The sequence below is a fragment of the Amycolatopsis sp. genome, assembly GCF_036008905.1.
In the GTDB taxonomy this organism is placed as follows: domain Bacteria; phylum Actinomycetota; class Actinomycetes; order Mycobacteriales; family Pseudonocardiaceae; genus Amycolatopsis.
The window spans coordinates 32,884-48,494 of sequence record NZ_DASYMU010000017.1 but is presented as its reverse complement, the minus strand read 5'-3'; the positions used below and the strand labels follow the sequence as shown (position 1 = coordinate 48,494).

The following is a 15,611-nucleotide window of genomic DNA, read 5'->3' as shown; positions in this document are numbered from 1 at the left end:
GGCTACCGAATGCGGAGTGTCAGGGGAGTGTGGAACGCTGATGAGGTGGCCACTAGCCCTTCTCTTCCCCCGGCCGAGGCCTATGCCGCGGCCAAGCGACGCGGGAAGTACCCCCAGCTGACCCGGTTCGCCGCCGAGGCGTCCTTCGAGTTCGACGATTTCCAGGTCCGCGGATGCGAGGCGCTGGAGGACGGACACGGCGTGCTCGTCTGCGCGCCCACCGGCGCCGGCAAGACCGTTGTCGGCGAGTTCGCGGTGCACCTCGCGCTCGCCGAAGGCCGGAAATGCTTCTACACCACGCCGATCAAGGCGTTGTCGAACCAGAAGTACGCCGACCTCGTCGCCCGCTACGGCACCGACGCGGTGGGGCTGCTCACCGGGGACACCTCGATCAACGGCGGCGCGCAGGTCGTCGTGATGACCACCGAGGTCCTGCGGAACATGCTGTACGCGAAGTCGTCGACCATCGACGAGCTCGCCTACGTCGTGATGGACGAGGTCCACTACCTCGCCGACCGCTTCCGCGGCGCGGTGTGGGAGGAAGTGATCCTCCACCTGCCCGAGCACGTCCGCGTGGTGGGGCTGTCCGCGACGGTCAGCAACGCCGAGGAATTCGGCGAATGGCTCGTCGAGGTCCGCGGGGACACCGCTGTCGTGGTCAGCGAGCACCGGCCCGTGCCGTTGTGGCAGCACATGATGGTCGGCCCCCGGATGTTCGACCTGTTCGAGGGCCAGGACGAGACCACCCCGAACGCCGAACTGCGCATCAACCACGCCCTGCTGCGCCGCACCGAGGAGGTCGGGCGGATGCACGCCCCGGCCGGGCTCCGGCGCCGTGGTGCCCCGCAGCGCGGGCCGCGCTACCGGCCGCCGTCGCGGGTGGAGACCGTGGAGAAGCTCGACGCCGCCGGGCTGCTGCCCGCGATCGTGTTCATCTTCTCCCGCGCGGGCTGCGAAGCGGCCGTCACGCAGTGTGTGCGCGGCGGGCTGCGGCTCAACAACCCCGAAGAGGTCGAAGAGGTCCGCCGGATCGTCGTCGAGCGCACCAAGGGCCTGCCCGAGGGCGACCTCGCAGTCCTCGGGTACTGGGAGTGGCGTGACGCGCTGGAGCGCGGGATCGCCGGGCACCACGCCGGGATGCTGCCGGCGTTCAAGGAGACCGTCGAGGAGCTGTTCGTCCGCGGGCTGGTGAAGGCGGTCTTCGCCACCGAGACCCTCGCGCTGGGCATCAACATGCCCGCCCGCACGGTCGTGCTCGAACGACTGGTGAAGTACAACGGCGAGGCCCACGTCGACCTCACCCCGGGCGAGTACACCCAGCTCACCGGCCGCGCCGGGCGCCGGGGCATCGACATCGAGGGCCACGCGGTCGTCGTGTGGCAGCCCGGGCACGACCCGAGGCAGGTCGGCGGGCTCGCCTCCACCCGGACCTACCCGCTGCGCTCGTCGTTCCGGCCCGGCTACAACATGGCGATCAACCTCGTCGCGCAGGTCGGCGCGGAAAAGGCGCGGGATCTGCTGGAGCAGTCCTTCGCGCAGTTCCAGGCCGACCGGTCGGTCGTCGGGACAGCGCGGCGCATCGAGCGCAACAAGGAAGCCCTCAAGGGCTACGCCGAGGCCGTGAGCGGCGACTTCGAGGAGATGCTCGAGTACGTCGAGCTGCGGGCGAAGATCTCCGCCCGTGAGAAGGCGTTGTCGCGGCAGAACACCGCGGGCCGGCGCGCCAGCACCACCGACTCGCTGGAGAACCTGATCCGCGGCGACGTCATCGCGGTGCAGAACGGCCGCCGCTCCGGGCTCGCCGTGGTGATCGACCCGGGTCTCGACACGCTGCGTGAGCCGCGCCCGGTGGTCGTCACGCAGGACGGCTGGTCCGGCCCGCTGTCGGTCGCGGACTTCTCGTCCCCGGTCGAGTCGCTCGGCACGGTCCGGCTGCCCAAGCACATCGAGCTGCGTTCGCCGAAGGTCCGCAAGGACATCGCCTCCACCCTGCGCAACACCGGAATCTCGATGCCGGGCCGGGAGAAGCGCCGCTCCGGCGCCAACGAGGACGGCGAGCTCGCCGCGTTGCGCCGGGCCCTGCGCGGACACCCGAGCCACGGGCTCGCCGAGCGTGAGGCCAACCTGCGCTGGGTCGAGCGCTACCAGCGGCTCGCTTCCGAAACCGAAGGCCTGGAGCGGAAGGTCGCCGCGACGACCCATTCCCTGGCACGGGAGTTCGACCGGATCCTCGGGCTGCTCGGCGAGCGTGGCTATCTCGGCGTCGAGGGCACCGAGAACGGCGAAGACCGCGTCACCGAGCACGGCCGCCGGCTCGCGCGGCTCTACAGCGAGTCCGACCTGCTCGCCGCGGAATGCATCCGCCACGAGGTGTGGACCGGGCTCGCGCCCGCCGAACTCGCCGCGGTCGTCTCGACGCTGGTGTTCGAGGCGCGCCGTGACACCGCGGGCGAGGCACGGCTGCCGTTCGGCAAGGTCCCCGAGGCCTGGCAGGAGACCGTCCGCATCTGGCTGGAGCTCACCGAGGACGAGGTCCGTCACAAACTGGGCCGGACCAGGGAACCCGACGCCGGATTCGCCTGGCCGGTGTACCGCTGGGCCCGGGGTGAGTCGCTGGAGAAGGTGCTCACCGCGGCCGAGGCGAACGGGCAGGAGCTCTCGGCGGGTGACTTCGTCCGCTGGTCGCGCCAGGTCATCGACCTGCTCTCCCAGATCCGTGACGTGCTCGGCCGCAGCGACCCGCTCGGGTCGGTGGCCGCCGACGCCGTCCGCGCGCTGAAACGTGGTGTCGTCGCGGCCGGCGCGTCCTAAGGCGTGTCCCAGCGGCGTGTCACGGGTTTTTCACGGACTACGCCCGTCTTACCGGCGATATGGTTGGATCTCGCACAAGTACGACAGTTAATCGTCCTGACCACGGTGACTTTGGCGGAGGAAACTAGATGAGCACGCCGTACGGCGGCAACGACCCGCAACAGTGGGGCCAGCAGCCCCGGTACGGGCAACAGCCGGGTGGCGCGTATCCGCCGAGCGGACCGCAGCCCCAGCAGCCCGGTTACGGTCAGAGCCCCCAAGACCCCCAGCAACAGCAATGGGGCCAGCCGCAGAACCCACAGAACCCGCAGCAACCCCAGTGGGGCCAGCAGCCGCCGCCGTACGGGCAGCAGCCGGGTTACCCCCAGCAGCCCTACGGCCAGCCGCAGGACCAGCCCGGCGGCGCGTACCCCCAGACCAGCCCGCAGCAGTACGGCCAGCCGGGCCAGGGACAGCCGGGTCAGTACGACTACGGCCAGCAGCAGCCCGGGTACCCCGGCGCACCGGCGGGGGAGAAGACGTCCAAGAAGGGCTTGTTCATCGGCCTCGGCGCGCTGGTGGCCGTGCTGATCGTGGTCGGCGTGCTCGGCTTCGTCGCGCCGGCGTTCTTCGTCACGAAGGTCTTCGACAACGCCGCCGTGCAGACCGGTGTGCAGAAGATCCTCACGGAGAACTACAAGATCGAGGGCGTCACCGCCGTCACCTGCCCGGCAGAGCAGGAGGTCAAGGACGGGGTCACCTTCGAGTGCACCGCCACCGTGGCCGGTAAGACGCAGACGGTGCCGATCACGGTCAAGGGTGCCGACGGCAACTACGAAGTCGGCACTCCAGCGGCCAAATAGATGACCGATCACGCCGTCCGCCCGCTCGGACCCGGCGAGGTCCGGGCGGCGGGTGATCTCTTCCGCTCGACGCTGTACGTCAAGCCTTCGACGGACGAGGAATGGGTGTATGGCGAGGGTGCGTACCAGCCGGGACGCACCCTCGGCGCGTTCGACGCCGACCTGATCGGCACCGCCCGCTCGTTCGACTCCGCGCTGCTCGTCCCCGGCGGCCGGTGGCTGCCGATGGCCGCGGTCACCGGTGTCGGGGTACGCCCGGACCGGACGCGGCGCGGTGTCCTCTCCGAACTGATGCGCGCCCAGCTGGGCGAGTTCGCCGAGCGCGGTGTCGCCGTCGCGTCGTTGTACGCCACCGAGGGGCCGATCTACGGCCGGTTCGGCTACGGCGTCGCGACGCTCGGCAAGTCCTACGACGTGGACCGCCGTCGTGCCCGGCTGCGCCCGGACGCCCCGGCTGGCGGCGAGATCACGCTGCTCGGCCTGGAGGAGTCCCTCGAACAGCTGCCGAAGCTCTACGACGACCTGCCGCACGCCCGGCCCGGGGCGATGACCCGGCCGTCGTACGCCTGGCCGAACTTCGACGGCCACGCGCGCCGCTCCCCGCTGCCGGTGCACACCGCCGTGTTCCGCGGGCAGCGCGGTGTCGAGGGGTTCGCGTGCTACTCGGCCGGGAACGTCGGCTCCGGTCACGAGGTCGTGGAGGAGGCGGAGGTGCATCTCATGCACACCACCACCCCCGCCGCGTTCGCCGGGCTGTGGCGGTTCCTGCTCAGCCTCGACCTGATCGCCCGCGTCAAGGCCTATCAGCGGCCGATGGACGAGCCGCTGGAACTGATCCTCGAGGACCCGCGGCGCGCCGAGACGTCGAAGGTGGACGACGCGACCTGGCTGCGGCTGGTCGACGTCGAGGCGGCGTTGTCCGCGCGGGAGTACACCGGCGACGGGTCGGTGGTGCTCGAAGTGACCGACGCGCTGCTCCCGGGAAACTCCGGCCGGTACCGGGTGGCCGCGGACGGCGTCGAGCGCACCACGGCCGAAGCGGGCCTGCGGCTGGATGTCGCGGAGCTCGCGATGCTGTACCTGGGCAGCTGCCGGGCGTCGTCACTGGCGGCCGCCGGACGGCTCGAAGTGACCGGCCCGGACGTGCTGACCACGGCGGATCTGCTGCTCGGCACGCGGGTCAGTGCCTGGTGCGGTAGTTTCTTCTGAATTTCGTGATCAAGATGGCAGGGGTGTTCGGGGTGGGAATGCGGATCGTCGCGGCCGGGCTGGGATGCCTGGGCGTCGTGTTGCTTTCGGGATGCGGGAGTGACGCCGGTTCGCCGGTCGTGCCCGCGACGACCCAGACGGTCACCTACACCCCGTCTTCGCCCGGTAGACCCGGCGACCCCGCGGCGTCGGCCACGAGCACCGGGCCGCGCGCGAAGATCTTCGACCAGGCGGCCGTGCAGGACTCGGTCAAGCGGATCCTCACCGATGACTACAAGGTCGAGGGCATCACGACGGTCACCTGCCCGGCGAAGCAGGATGTCAAAGAAGGCAGCACCTTCGACTGCGCGGTCGCGCTCGCCGACGTCGTCAAGAAAGTGACGCTCACGGTCACCAGCGACGAGGGCGACTACGAGGTCAGCGCCCTCCAGTAGCGCCGGTAATTCGGCGGGGCCGCGGCTGGGTGCTCTGGCAGGATCGCGCGCATGAGCGACTTCACCGTGCGCCCGGTTGCCGAGGGCGAACAGCGCGCCTGCCGCGCCGTTCTGGCCCGGTCACTGCACGCCCAGGCCTTCGACGACAAGCAATGGGACGCGATGAGCGCCTCCTTCCCGGCGGAGCGGAAGTTCGCCGCGTTCGACGGCGAAACCCCGATCGGCATCGTGTCGTCGTTCGCCACGGAACTGCTCGTCCCCGGCGGCAAGGTGCTCTCCACGGCAGCCGTTGACGGCGTCGGTGTCCGGGCCGACTGGACCCGGCGCGGCGTGCTCACCGCGATGATGGCCCGGCAGTTGCCCGATTTCGTGGAGCGTGGCCACGTGCTGGCCGCGCTCCACGCGAGCGAGTCGACGATCTATGGCCGATTCGGCTACGGCCCGGCCACCTCCATCAAGTCCGTGCGCCTGCGCAAGCCCCGTGCGAAGTGGCGCGAGGAGGTGCCGGCGAACGGGCGCGTCCGGTTCCTCACCGCGGACGAGGCCGTGAAGCTCGTCCCGGAGATCTACCGGCGCATCGGCCTGTACCGGCCGGGAATGATCGCCAGGCCCGACGTGTGGTGGCCGGCGAATTTCGACACCCGCGTCACCTCACCCGGCACCTTCCAGGTGGCCGCGCACACCGGTCCCGACGGCGATGACGGGTACGCCGTGTTCACCGTCGTCGACCAGCGGACCTTCGATCGCCCCGAAACCGGGGCGGCGGTGCAGATCCGCGAACTCCGGGCGTCCTCGCCGGAAGCGGTCGCCGGGCTGTGGCGGTTCCTGCTGAACATCGACCTCGTCTCCGAGGTCCGCGGCCGCGGCCGCCCCGCCGACGAGCCGATCGCCGGGATGCTCACCGACCTGCGGTCCTGCGAGGTCGTCGGCGCCGGGGACGAACTGTGGGTCCGGCTCGTCGACGTCGAGGCCGCGCTCGACGCGCGCACCTACTCCGACGCCGAACCGGTCGTCCTCGAAGTCCACGACCGGCGGCTGCCCGCCAACTCCGGGCGGTACCGCGTCGGCCCCGACGGTGCCGCGCGGACCGACGCCGCGCCCGAGGTGCGGCTCGACGTCGATGTGCTGGCGATGCTGTACCTGGGGGAGTGGACGGCGACCGCGCTGGCGCAGTGCGGCCGGCTCGAGGTGCTCGACCGGGCCGCGCTGCCGAGGCTCGACGAACTGTTCCGCAGCGCGACGATCCCCTGGTGTGGCACCAACTTCTGACGCCGCTACCGGGTCAGCAGCACCTTCCCGATGACCGTGCGGGCCTCGATCGCCGCGTGCGCGTCGGCGGCCTTCTCCAGCGGGAAGGACGGGCCGAGGAACGGTGTGATCCGGCCCTCGGCGGCCGCGGCGACCGCGCGCTCCGCGAGCACCTTCGCCTCGTCCGGCGCGAGCTGCACGTCTGCGATCCCGCGCACGGTGACGCCACGACGGTCCGCCTCCGCGGGATCGATCGGGGCGAAACCGCCACTGGGCGCGCCGTGCGCGGAGAACCGGCCGCCGTCCGCGGTCACCCCGAACGCGTCCGCGCCGACCTGGCCGCCGACGCCGTCGAACACCAAATCCGCGCCCTGATCATCAGTCACCGCGCGCACCTGCTCGGCCCAGTCCGCGTGGGTGTAGTCGACCGCGGCCTCGGCGCCGAAGTCGCGGGTCAGCTTGAGCTTCGCCTCGCCGCGCGCGGCTCCGACGACCCGGGCTCCGGCCTCGCGGGCCAGCTGGATCAGCAAGATGCCCATACCGCCGGCGGACGCGGTGATCAGCACCCACTCGCCCGGCCGGATGCCGGCGCCGTCCATGAGTTTCAGCGCGGTGATGCCGTCGGGGAACAACGCCATCGCCTGCCGCGGGTCCAGCTCGGCCGGAATCTCGATCAGGGCGTCCACCGCGACCAGGGCACGTTCGACGTAGGCGGCGCCGGTGTCGGCGACGACCCGGCGGCCGATCCACCCGGCGGGCACGTCCGGACCCGCCGAGAGCACCGTCCCGGCGACCGCGCCGCCCGGCACGTACGGCGGGGTGACGTCGAAATACTCACCGAGCTGCCCGCGCCGGATCTGGGTCTCGACGAACAGCACCCCCGACGCCACGACGTCGACCACGACCTGGCCGGGACCCGCGACCGGCTCCGGGGCCTCGCTCGGCACCAGCACGTCCGGGTCCCCGAACCGTGTCACCTGTACAACCCGCATGCGGACCACTCTCCTTCGCTTGTGGAGAGCAGTCTGAAACCTCAACCAATATTGAGGTCAAGAGCGGCGCGAGTCACTCCCCGGGCAGCGCCTTGAGCAGCCGCGTGACCGACCCGCCGAGGTTCCAGCGCTCGGACAGCTCCGCGACCCGGTCCGGATCGGCCGGGACGGCGGGCACCGGGTCCGGGCGCGTCAGCTCGACCGGCGCGTCCACCGCGACCCGCACCACCGTCGGTGCGACCTCGAGATAGGGCGCGGCCTCGGCCAGCTTCTGCCGCAGCTTGAGCGGCACGTCCCGGCTCTCGGCGCGGGCGGCGGCGATCAGGGCGTCGAGCGAGCCGAACTGGGTGATCAGCTTGGCGGCGGTCTTGTCGCCGATCCCCGGGACGCCGGGCAGCCCGTCCGACGGGTCCCCGCGCAGCGCCGCCATGTCGGCGTACGCGGCGCCGGCGTTGTCCACCGGAACGCCGTACTTCGCCGCGATCTCGGCGGGCCCGAGCGTCTCGGCCTTTGCCCAGCCCCGGCCGACGTAGATCACCGAAGCGGGCGTGGGCTCGTAACGCACCACCTGGAACAGGTCACGGTCGCCGGTGATGACCTCGACGGGACTGTCCTTCTCCCGCGCGGCGAGCGCGCCGATGACGTCGTCGGCCTCGTAGCCTGCGGACTCGGCGGTGGCGAACCCGAAGGCCTCCAGCAGTTCCAGGATGATCGGGATCTGCGGCGTCAGCAGGTCCGGGACCTCTTCCTCGTCGCCCTCCTGGGCGACCCGGTGCGCCTTGTACGAGGGCAGCAGATCGGTCCGGAACTGCGGCCGCCAGTCCGCGTCGAGACACGCGACGAGCCGCGAAGGCCGCCTGTCGACGAGGATCCGGGCGATCGTGTCGGCGAACCCGCGGACGGCGTTGACCGACGTCCCGTCGGAGGCCTTCATCGAATCCGGCAGCGCGTAGAACGAACGGAAGTACAGGCTCGCTGAGTCGAGCAGGGCGAGAGGTGCGGTCACTCCGACAGCCTGCCACGCCGGAAGCGCGTTGAATGGGAGGCATGGCGCCGCTGATCGAGAATCCGAGGTTCGCCCGCTACTTCGCCCGGTACGGGGCGAGACGCGAGGCCCTGGGCAACGCCGAACTCCGCGCGGAAATGCTGGCCGGGCTCACCGGGCGGGTGATCGAAGTCGGCGCCGGGACGGGCCTGAACTTCCGGCATTACCCCGAAGGTGTGGAAGTGGTGGCGGTCGAACCCGAACCCACCCTGCGCGGCAAAGCCCAGGCCGCGGCGCGCCCCGCCCCCGTGCCGGTGACGGTCGTCGACGGTGTCGCGGCCGACATCCCCGCGGAGGACGGCTCGGCCGACGCCGTCGTGGTCTCCGGGGTGCTGTGCTCGGTGGCCGACGTCCCCGCCGCGCTCGCCGAGTTCCGTCGGGTGCTGAAACCGTTGGGGGAGTTGAGGTTCTACGAACATGTCCGGTCGTCGCACGCGCTGCGCGGCCGGTTCCAGGACCTCGCCGATCCGCTGTGGTCCCGGCTGATGGGCGGTTGCCGCCCCAACCGCGACACGCTCACGACGGTGCGTGCGGCCGGGTTCCGCGTCGAGCGCTGGCGTGAGTTCAGCTTTCCCTACGGCGCCCGCTTCTCCGTCGTCGCGCCCCGCATCCTCGGCACGGCCGTCGCCCGCTAGATGGGTGGCCGAGCTGTGCCGGAGCATGCTGCCGGTGTGCGGTCGCCACGCCTGAACAAGCCTCCCTGTTCAACCAATGGTGTGTCGCTTCGGCGGCAACAGCGCCGCGCCCTTGATGGTCACGCCCCTGTGCAACAGTGATTTCGCCCCGGAACGGACGACGATCACAAAGAGCACGAAGCAGGATGCGACGAGCAGAAGGGCCGGAAAGGCCGTGTCCTGTTCGACTGCCCAGGGAATTCCGGATGTGAATATGGTGATCACGCCGAGCAGGCTCAATACAGTGCTCAGTCCGTAAATCAATCGCATGCGGTACGTGCGCTTGATGTCAAGGATCACGCAGGTCAGCGTCCTGTGGCAGGTGGGGCATATGATAGACTGATAAGTCTTTCCGGTCTTCGGTCGGGTAAAAACGAAATCGTATTCGTGGTATCGGACATAGGCGTAGCCGGGAGCGTAAATCTGCCTGAGAATGTGATGTAAGGTCACCGATGCATCGGTGCCGATATTCATCATTGGCGGTATCTCCCAGTATGACTTGTCGGGCCATTGTCGGGTCATTGTCGGGTCATTGTCGGGCCGGAGGGACAAGGGGTGCTCATGCGGTGCCTGCCGCCCGCGGCCGGCCAGACGGGGGTGCCGGTAAGGATCATGTCACCAGGCGCGGCCTCGCCGTCGTGCACGCCGAGGTGAAGGCGCCGAGACCTACTTCGGTGCCTGGAAGCCGCCGATCTTCTGCTCGAGCAGTTCGGCCAGCCGCAGCGGGGTGCGGTCCTCGAAGATCGGACCGATGAGCCGCACTCCCACCGGCAGAAGGCATGTTGTCGTGGAGGGTTTGCCTCACCAGTGAGATCCGCTTTGGTTCAGGCTGCGTTCTGGGCGCCAAAACGCAGGCCGTCGAGGAGGATCGCGGTGATGCGCACGGCTTCGTGGGCTCGCCCTGACTCCGCCCCCGAGCCCGCTCAACCTCGTCGGCGACCGGCGTGAACGCCTCCGCCAGCTCACGGGCCGACACCACCCGCTTGAACCGCGGATAGGCGGTCCGATCGATCGAAGCCCTCAGGCCCAGCTGGCGTGAGTGCAGAGAGGTCTTTGCGAATAGTCCTTTGCAGAGACTCTCTGCGGTCTAACGTGGAGGAATGTCCGAAGAACCCCAGCGCAAGCTCGCCGAACTCGACGCCCGGATGCTGCGCGCCCTCGCGCACCCGCTGCGGGTACGGATGCTGGATCTGCTGCGGGAGGACGGTCCGGCGACCGCGTCGGGCCTCGGACAGCGCCTGGGCGAGAGCTCCGGCACGACCAGCTGGCATCTGCGTCAGCTCGCCGTGCACGGGTTCGTCGAGGAGGACACCCGGCGCGGAAACCGGCGCGAGCGGTGGTGGCGCTCGATCCACGACGGCCACCATCTCCGCAGCGCCGACTTCCTCGGCAACCCCGAACTCGCCGGTCCGCTCAGCACCTACCTACAGTCGATGGTCGAGCAGCGCTACGCCGCCGAAGCGCAGTTCGTCGCCGAACTCCCGCAGTGGCAAGAGGTCTGGAAGGACAAAGTGACCTTCGGCGACACCCCTTTGTCGCTGACGCCCGAGGAAACCGCGGCACTGAGCGCGGAGGTCCAGGCGGTGATCGAGCGGTACCGCCGTGCACCCCGCGACGGTGACACGCCCATCCGCACGCACTGGGCCGCGTTCCCCCGGCGAGCCCGTTCGGAAGAGGAGTGAACCGGCGGGTCCCGCTGTTCGCGCTCGTCGCGGCGTCCGGTATCTCCTCGGCCGGGCTCGCGATGACGCTGATCGCGATCCCGTGGTTCGTCCTGGAGACCACTGGCAGCGGCACGAAGACCGGGGCCGTGGCCGCCGCGGAAACCCTCGGGCTGCTGATGTCGGCGGCGCTCGGGGGACCGGTGGTCGACCGGCTCGGACCGCGGCGGGTCAGTATCGGCGCGGACCTGGTGACCGCGGCCGCCGTCGGCCTGATCCCACTGGCCCACGCGACGGTCGGGCTCCCGCTTCCCGTCCTCCTCGGCCTCACGTTCGTGATGGGCATCGCCCGCGGACCCGCGGACACGGCCAAGCAGGTCGTGCTGGCGGACGTGATCGCCCGCGCCGGAGTCCCGGTCGAACGCGGGACCAGCATGGCCGAAGGCGCGGCCCGCATCGGCCGGATGACCGGGGCGCCGCTGGCCGGAGTGCTCATCACGGCGATCGGCCCGGTGCACGTCCTGTTCGCCGACGCCGGTGCGCTGCTGGTGTCGGCGTCGCTGGTGCTGTGCCTGCTCCCCGCCACCCGCGCCGCCGCGAATCCCGACGACGGCGGCTACCTGGCGAAGCTGAAGGAGGGACTGCGGTATGTGCGCGGCGACAACCTGCTCCGCGCGATGATCGGCATGCTCATGCTCACCAACGGCATCGACTACGGCCTCAGCGGCGTGCTCTACCCCGCCTACGGCACGCAGGTCCTCCACAGCAGCACGCTCATCGGCGTGATGATCACCGCCGTCGGCGCGGGCGCCCTGTTCGGGACGATCGTCTACGGCTGGATCGGCCACCGATTCTCCCGCTGGACCACCTACCTCGCGGCGTTCGCCGTCGTCGGCGCGCCCCGCTTCGCCGTGCTCGCGCTGGAGCCGTCACCGGTGTGGCTGGTGCCCGCCCTCGCGCTCTGCGGCATCGGGTCGGGCATGCTCAACCCGATCCTGCTCCCGGTGATCTACCAGCGGGTGCCCGAACACCTCCGCGGCCGGGTGCTCAGCCTGGTGGTCGCGGGCGCGCTCGCCGCGATGCCCGTCGGCACGCTGCTCGCCGGGATGCTGCTCGACAGCGTCGGCCTGACCGGTGTCCTGCTCGTCTTCGGCGCGGTCTACCTGGTGGTGACGTCGTTCCCGCTGGTGTTCGGTGTGTGGCGCGAACTCGACGCGCAACCCGCCAGGGCATCCGGGTGAGGACCGGCCGCCCGGACTAAGCTCGTGACCATGTCGCGCCGTTCCCTCCACACTCCTGCCCCCGACGCCGCCGCGCTCCGCGCCCGACTCGACCGCGCCCGCGGCGCCGCCGCGAAAGCGGACACCGACGCGTTGCTGATCGCCCCGGGATCGGACCTGCGCTACCTGATCGGCCAGGCCGGTGGCTCGTTCGAACGGCTCACCACGCTCGTCGTCCCGGCCGAAGGCGCGCCCGCGCTCGTCGTCCCGAAACTCGAAGCCCCGGGCTACGCCGACATCCCGGCCGACGAGCTCGGCATCGACATCCTCACCTGGGTCGACGGCGACGACCCGTACCGGCTCGTCGCCGGGCGCCTTGGCAAGCCCGGCCGCGTCGCGGTCTCCGACTTCACCCCCGCGCTGCACGTCCTCGCGCTGCGCGGCGCGCTCGGTGCCGCCGAGCAGATCCTCGCCGGCCCGATCGTCCGCGAACTGCGGATGCGCAAGGACGCCGCCGAGATCGACGCCCTGCGCAAGGCCGGCGCGGCGATCGACCGCGTGCACGCCCGTGTCGGCGAGTGGCTGCGCCCCGGGCGCACCGAAGCCGAGGTCGGCGCGGACATCGCCGCGGCGATCGTGGAAGAGGGCCACGACCGGGCCGACTTCGTCATCGTGGGGTCCGGCCCCAACGGCGCCAGCCCGCACCACGACGTGTCCGAGCGCGTGATCGAGCGCGGGGACGTGGTCGTCGTCGACATCGGCGGCCCGATCCCCGAGGGCTACAACTCCGACTCCACCCGCACGTACGCCGTCGGCGAGCCGCGGGACGCCGACGTCGCCGAGACCTTCGCCGTGCTGCTCGCGGCCCAGCGTGCCGCCGTCGCGGCCGTGCGCCCGGGGGTCACCGCGGAGTCGATCGACGCCGCCGCGCGCGACATCATCACCGACGCCGGGTTCGGCGAGTACTTCATCCACCGCACCGGCCACGGCATCGGCCTGGACGTGCACGAAGAGCCGTACATCATCAAGGGCAACGACCTGCCGCTCGAGCCGGGCATGGCGTTCAGCGTCGAGCCGGGCATCTACCAGGCCGGTCGCTGGGGCGCGCGGATCGAGGACATCGTCGTGGTCACCGAGACCGGTGTCGAGTCGTTCAACGGGCGGCCGCACGAACTGGTCGTGCTGGACGCATGAGCCATCCCGCCTCACTCGAACCGCTCGACCAGGCGATCGCCAAGGAACTGGCCGCCGACGGCCGGTGCAGTTTCACCGACCTCGCCGAGCGGGTCGGGCTCTCCGTTTCCGCCGTGCACCAGCGGGTCCGCCGCCTGGAGCAGCGCGGCGTGATCCGCGGGTACAACGCCCGGCTGGACGGCGCGCAGATCGGCCTGCCGCTCACGGCGTTGATTTCGCTGACGCCGAACGACCCCGGCGCTCCCGACGACTACCCCCAGCGGCTCGACCACATCACCGAAATCGAGTCGTGTTATTCGGTCGCGGGGGACGAGTCTTACATTCTGCTCGTGCGGGTGGCTTCGCCACTTGCACTGGAAGATTTGCTGCGCCGGATCCGGGAAGCGGCTAAAGTCTCCACCCGTACCACGGTCGTGCTTTCCACGCCGTTCGAAGGGCGTTCGCCCACTCTCTGAAACCGCAGCTACGAGCTTTGGCCGTATGACTGGTACGATAAAAGGTATGGCAACACGTAAGGTGACACTTTCACTGGATAGTGGGGCGCTCGAGTTCGCCGAGAGGGCCGCCAAAGCCCACGGGATTTCGGTTTCTTCCTGGCTTTCCAAGGCCGCCAGGCGCGAAGCCGTCCGCACCGGATACACCCCGCCTCAGGCCGGCCACGCGGAACACTCCGCGCTGTCGGACGAGGCCGAACGCGCCGCGGCGGAAGAGGACTTGCGTGCGGAGGGGTGAAGTCTGGACGTACCACCCTCCGACGGAGCAAGCCCGCGAACGGACCGTCGTCCTGCTGTCCTCGGACGGCGTGAACGACTCCGAACGCCCCTGGCTGCTCGGCACGGAACTGCTCGACAGGGATCCGCAGGACATCCTCGGCGTCGCGGTGGACGCGCGATTCTGGGTGTCGACGCTCAACCTCACCCGGCTCTACCGGCCGTGGTTCGCCGAGCGGCTCGCTGAGATCGACCACGAAGTCCAGGAACGCATCGACATCGCCCTGCGCGCCGCCCTCGACCTCTAGTTGGCGACTACCTCGGGCGCCGAGTGCAGTTTCCCGTCGGGCCCGGGCAGGCAGGCCGCGTTGCCCTTGCTCGTGCCGAGGAACTCCGTGAGGCACCGCCCGAGTTCGGCGTGCCCGTTCGCGTTGGGGTGGAACGACTCCTGCAGCGCGTGACTGGCCCGGTCGATCTGGCCGAGATCCTTGAGCTGCAGGGTCAACCGGCTGAACCACTCCTTCGCCGGGTCAGCGCCGCCGCTGCACGCCTCGTGCCCGGCTCCCGCCCGCGACAGGTCGAGGAACCGCGCACCGGACTGCACCGCGGCTTGGCGGATCCCCGCCGAGAGCGCCGGGACACCGTCGCGGACGACCCACTGCAGGTCCTCCGTCCGAAAAGGACACCCGTTGAGATTGCGCAGGTTCTCCGGGATACCCGGCCCGATCGGCGCCGCGTAGGACTGCACCACCAGCTGGTAGTCCGCCGGGATGTACCCGGCGTCGGCGAGCACCTTCTTCACGTCACCGACCGCGTTGGCGACCTTTGGCACCATCGCGTCGACCCGCTGCTTCCACACCGTGCGGAGTTGGTCGCTGCACGGCGGCCCGGTGGGGTTGAACCACGCCTTGAAACAGTCGGTCACCGCCGCGGAGAAATGCGGGTCGTCGTTCGCGCCGACGGCCACGACCACCGCCGCGACCCGATGCGTCTTGACGATCTCCGCCAGCTGCTGGGCCTGCGAGGGCTCGGTCCACTGCTTGGTCTCGCCCAGCGCCACCTGCGCCGCCGGCGCACCCGAACAGGCGAGGTCCACCCGCGCGTCGATCCCGCTGACCTTGGTCTGGTAGACCGCCGCGTTCGGCGAGCGGTGGCACCAGTTCCCGTTGAGCCCGCTGGTATCGGCGGTGTAGTTGCCGGCGCCCTCGCCGGACGCGGTGCTGTCGCCGAGCGCGACGATCGTCAGCGGCCCCGTCCCGGGCGGCCCGTCCCGGTCCGTGACAGGTTGGCCCTGCTGGCTCTCCGAGCCCGAAAAAACGAACACCCCCAAGATGATCGCCACGAACACCAAGGCCAAACCGCCGAACCACCACCGGTAACGTCGCATCGCCGCCGAGTCTACGGGCGATCAACGGTCGCTTTCCGTTAGCGGCCGAGAGTGTGCGGAGGCTCTCGATCTTCGCCATCTGTAGCGAAAATAGGCGCGGACCGGAGTCGACTCCTAGGTCGCGGTTCCGCTGTCGTCAGGTGGGGGTCTCTTGGATACTGAGAGATCACGTTATGTCGACCTC

Annotated in this window: 16 protein-coding genes; 12 read left to right on the top strand and 4 right to left on the bottom strand. The window is 70.3% G+C overall.

The genetic code is table 11. The features are described from left to right. Positions 1-9 precede the first annotated feature (9 nt). The 5 genes from VGP60_RS03200 (at position 10) to VGP60_RS03180 (ending at position 6,565) form a co-directional block, all read left to right on the top strand. Positions 10-2,811 (top strand): DEAD/DEAH box helicase, encoded by a 2,802-nt coding sequence (locus VGP60_RS03200; protein WP_414640282.1) that lies wholly within the window; start codon positions 10-12, stop codon positions 2,809-2,811. 128 nt (positions 2,812-2,939) lie between these two features. After that, entirely contained in the window at positions 2,940-3,653 is a 714-nt protein-coding gene (locus VGP60_RS03195) for a DUF4333 domain-containing protein (RefSeq protein WP_327546304.1), read from the top strand. Further along, positions 3,654-4,862 (top strand): GNAT family N-acetyltransferase, encoded by a 1,209-nt coding sequence (locus tag VGP60_RS03190; protein ID WP_327546303.1) that lies wholly within the window; start codon positions 3,654-3,656, stop codon positions 4,860-4,862. A gap of 14 nt (positions 4,863-4,876) precedes the next feature. After that, positions 4,877-5,296, top strand: a complete 420-nt coding sequence (locus VGP60_RS03185) for a DUF4333 domain-containing protein (RefSeq protein ID WP_327546350.1) — start codon at positions 4,877-4,879, stop codon at positions 5,294-5,296. 51 nt (positions 5,297-5,347) lie between these two features. Beyond that, on the top strand, positions 5,348-6,565 hold the full coding sequence (locus tag VGP60_RS03180; RefSeq protein WP_327546302.1) for a GNAT family N-acetyltransferase: 1,218 nt from the start codon (positions 5,348-5,350) through the stop codon (positions 6,563-6,565). Between the two features lie 5 nt (positions 6,566-6,570). On the opposite strand, the gene VGP60_RS03175 is transcribed toward VGP60_RS03180, so the two are convergent. Both VGP60_RS03175 and VGP60_RS03170 read right to left on the bottom strand, forming a co-directional pair. After that, on the bottom strand, positions 6,571-7,536 hold the full coding sequence (locus VGP60_RS03175) for a zinc-binding dehydrogenase (RefSeq protein WP_327546301.1): 966 nt from the start codon (positions 7,534-7,536) through the stop codon (positions 6,571-6,573). Between the two features lie 73 nt (positions 7,537-7,609). Further along, positions 7,610-8,542, bottom strand: a complete 933-nt coding sequence (locus tag VGP60_RS03170; RefSeq protein ID WP_327546300.1) for a 5'-3' exonuclease — start codon at positions 8,540-8,542, stop codon at positions 7,610-7,612. Between the two features lie 41 nt (positions 8,543-8,583). On the opposite strand from VGP60_RS03170, the gene VGP60_RS03165 reads away from it, so the two are divergent. After that, positions 8,584-9,216 (top strand): class I SAM-dependent methyltransferase, encoded by a 633-nt coding sequence (locus VGP60_RS03165; protein WP_327546299.1) that lies wholly within the window; start codon positions 8,584-8,586, stop codon positions 9,214-9,216. 69 nt (positions 9,217-9,285) lie between these two features. On the opposite strand, the gene VGP60_RS03160 is transcribed toward VGP60_RS03165, so the two are convergent. Continuing rightward, positions 9,286-9,732 (bottom strand): hypothetical protein, encoded by a 447-nt coding sequence (locus tag VGP60_RS03160; protein WP_327546298.1) that lies wholly within the window; start codon positions 9,730-9,732, stop codon positions 9,286-9,288. 623 nt (positions 9,733-10,355) lie between these two features. Here VGP60_RS03160 and VGP60_RS03155 point away from each other — a divergent pair. From VGP60_RS03155 to VGP60_RS03130, 6 genes are read left to right on the top strand one after another with little or no spacing between them, the layout of a single operon-like run. Beyond that, the gene (locus tag VGP60_RS03155) at positions 10,356-10,937 is read left to right on the top strand and encodes a helix-turn-helix domain-containing protein (protein ID WP_327546297.1); all 582 of its coding nucleotides are present in this window, start codon (positions 10,356-10,358) and stop codon (positions 10,935-10,937) included. Beyond that, a complete protein-coding gene (locus VGP60_RS03150) occupies positions 10,934-12,157 on the top strand; it encodes an MFS transporter (RefSeq protein WP_327546296.1) in 1,224 nt (407 codons plus the stop codon). Before VGP60_RS03155 ends, VGP60_RS03150 begins: the two co-directional genes overlap by 4 nt. 30 nt (positions 12,158-12,187) lie before the next feature. Then, a complete protein-coding gene (locus VGP60_RS03145; protein WP_327546295.1) occupies positions 12,188-13,330 on the top strand; it encodes a Xaa-Pro peptidase family protein in 1,143 nt (380 codons plus the stop codon). After that, positions 13,327-13,785: an Lrp/AsnC family transcriptional regulator gene (locus VGP60_RS03140; protein ID WP_327546294.1), complete on the top strand. Its 459-nt coding sequence runs from the start codon at positions 13,327-13,329 to the stop codon at positions 13,783-13,785. Before VGP60_RS03145 ends, VGP60_RS03140 begins: the two co-directional genes overlap by 4 nt. Before the next feature lie 46 nt (positions 13,786-13,831). After that, a complete protein-coding gene (locus VGP60_RS03135) occupies positions 13,832-14,062 on the top strand; it encodes a hypothetical protein (protein WP_327546293.1) in 231 nt (76 codons plus the stop codon). After that, positions 14,049-14,348: a hypothetical protein gene (locus VGP60_RS03130; protein WP_327546292.1), complete on the top strand. Its 300-nt coding sequence runs from the start codon at positions 14,049-14,051 to the stop codon at positions 14,346-14,348. Before VGP60_RS03135 ends, VGP60_RS03130 begins: the two co-directional genes overlap by 14 nt. Here the strand turns inward: VGP60_RS03130 and VGP60_RS03125 are convergent. Then, entirely contained in the window at positions 14,345-15,427 is a 1,083-nt protein-coding gene (locus tag VGP60_RS03125) for a GDSL-type esterase/lipase family protein (protein ID WP_327546291.1), read from the bottom strand. The genes VGP60_RS03130 and VGP60_RS03125 overlap by 4 nt on opposite strands. Positions 15,428-15,611: the final 184 nt, after the last annotated feature.

Excerpts from the sequence above, each read along its gene's own strand:
- VGP60_RS03180 (WP_327546302.1), top strand. The coding sequence starts at position 5,348 with ATGAGCGACTTCACCGTGCGCCCGGTTGCCGAGGGCGAACAGCGCGCC.
- VGP60_RS03200 (WP_414640282.1), top strand. The coding sequence starts at position 10 with ATGCGGAGTGTCAGGGGAGTGTGGAACGCTGATGAGGTGGCCACTAGC.
- VGP60_RS03155 (WP_327546297.1), top strand. The coding sequence starts at position 10,356 with ATGTCCGAAGAACCCCAGCGCAAGCTCGCCGAACTCGACGCCCGGATG.
- VGP60_RS03195 (WP_327546304.1), top strand. The coding sequence starts at position 2,940 with ATGAGCACGCCGTACGGCGGCAACGACCCGCAACAGTGGGGCCAGCAG.
- VGP60_RS03145 (WP_327546295.1), top strand. The coding sequence starts at position 12,188 with ATGTCGCGCCGTTCCCTCCACACTCCTGCCCCCGACGCCGCCGCGCTC.
- VGP60_RS03125 (WP_327546291.1), bottom strand. The coding sequence starts at position 15,427 with ATGCGACGTTACCGGTGGTGGTTCGGCGGTTTGGCCTTGGTGTTCGTG.
- VGP60_RS03140 (WP_327546294.1), top strand. The coding sequence starts at position 13,327 with ATGAGCCATCCCGCCTCACTCGAACCGCTCGACCAGGCGATCGCCAAG.
- VGP60_RS03175 (WP_327546301.1), bottom strand. The coding sequence starts at position 7,536 with ATGCGGGTTGTACAGGTGACACGGTTCGGGGACCCGGACGTGCTGGTG.
- VGP60_RS03165 (WP_327546299.1), top strand. The coding sequence starts at position 8,584 with ATGGCGCCGCTGATCGAGAATCCGAGGTTCGCCCGCTACTTCGCCCGG.
- VGP60_RS03190 (WP_327546303.1), top strand. The coding sequence starts at position 3,654 with ATGACCGATCACGCCGTCCGCCCGCTCGGACCCGGCGAGGTCCGGGCG.
- VGP60_RS03185 (WP_327546350.1), top strand. The coding sequence starts at position 4,877 with ATGGCAGGGGTGTTCGGGGTGGGAATGCGGATCGTCGCGGCCGGGCTG.
- VGP60_RS03135 (WP_327546293.1), top strand. The coding sequence starts at position 13,832 with ATGGCAACACGTAAGGTGACACTTTCACTGGATAGTGGGGCGCTCGAG.
- VGP60_RS03160 (WP_327546298.1), bottom strand. The coding sequence starts at position 9,732 with ATGATGAATATCGGCACCGATGCATCGGTGACCTTACATCACATTCTC.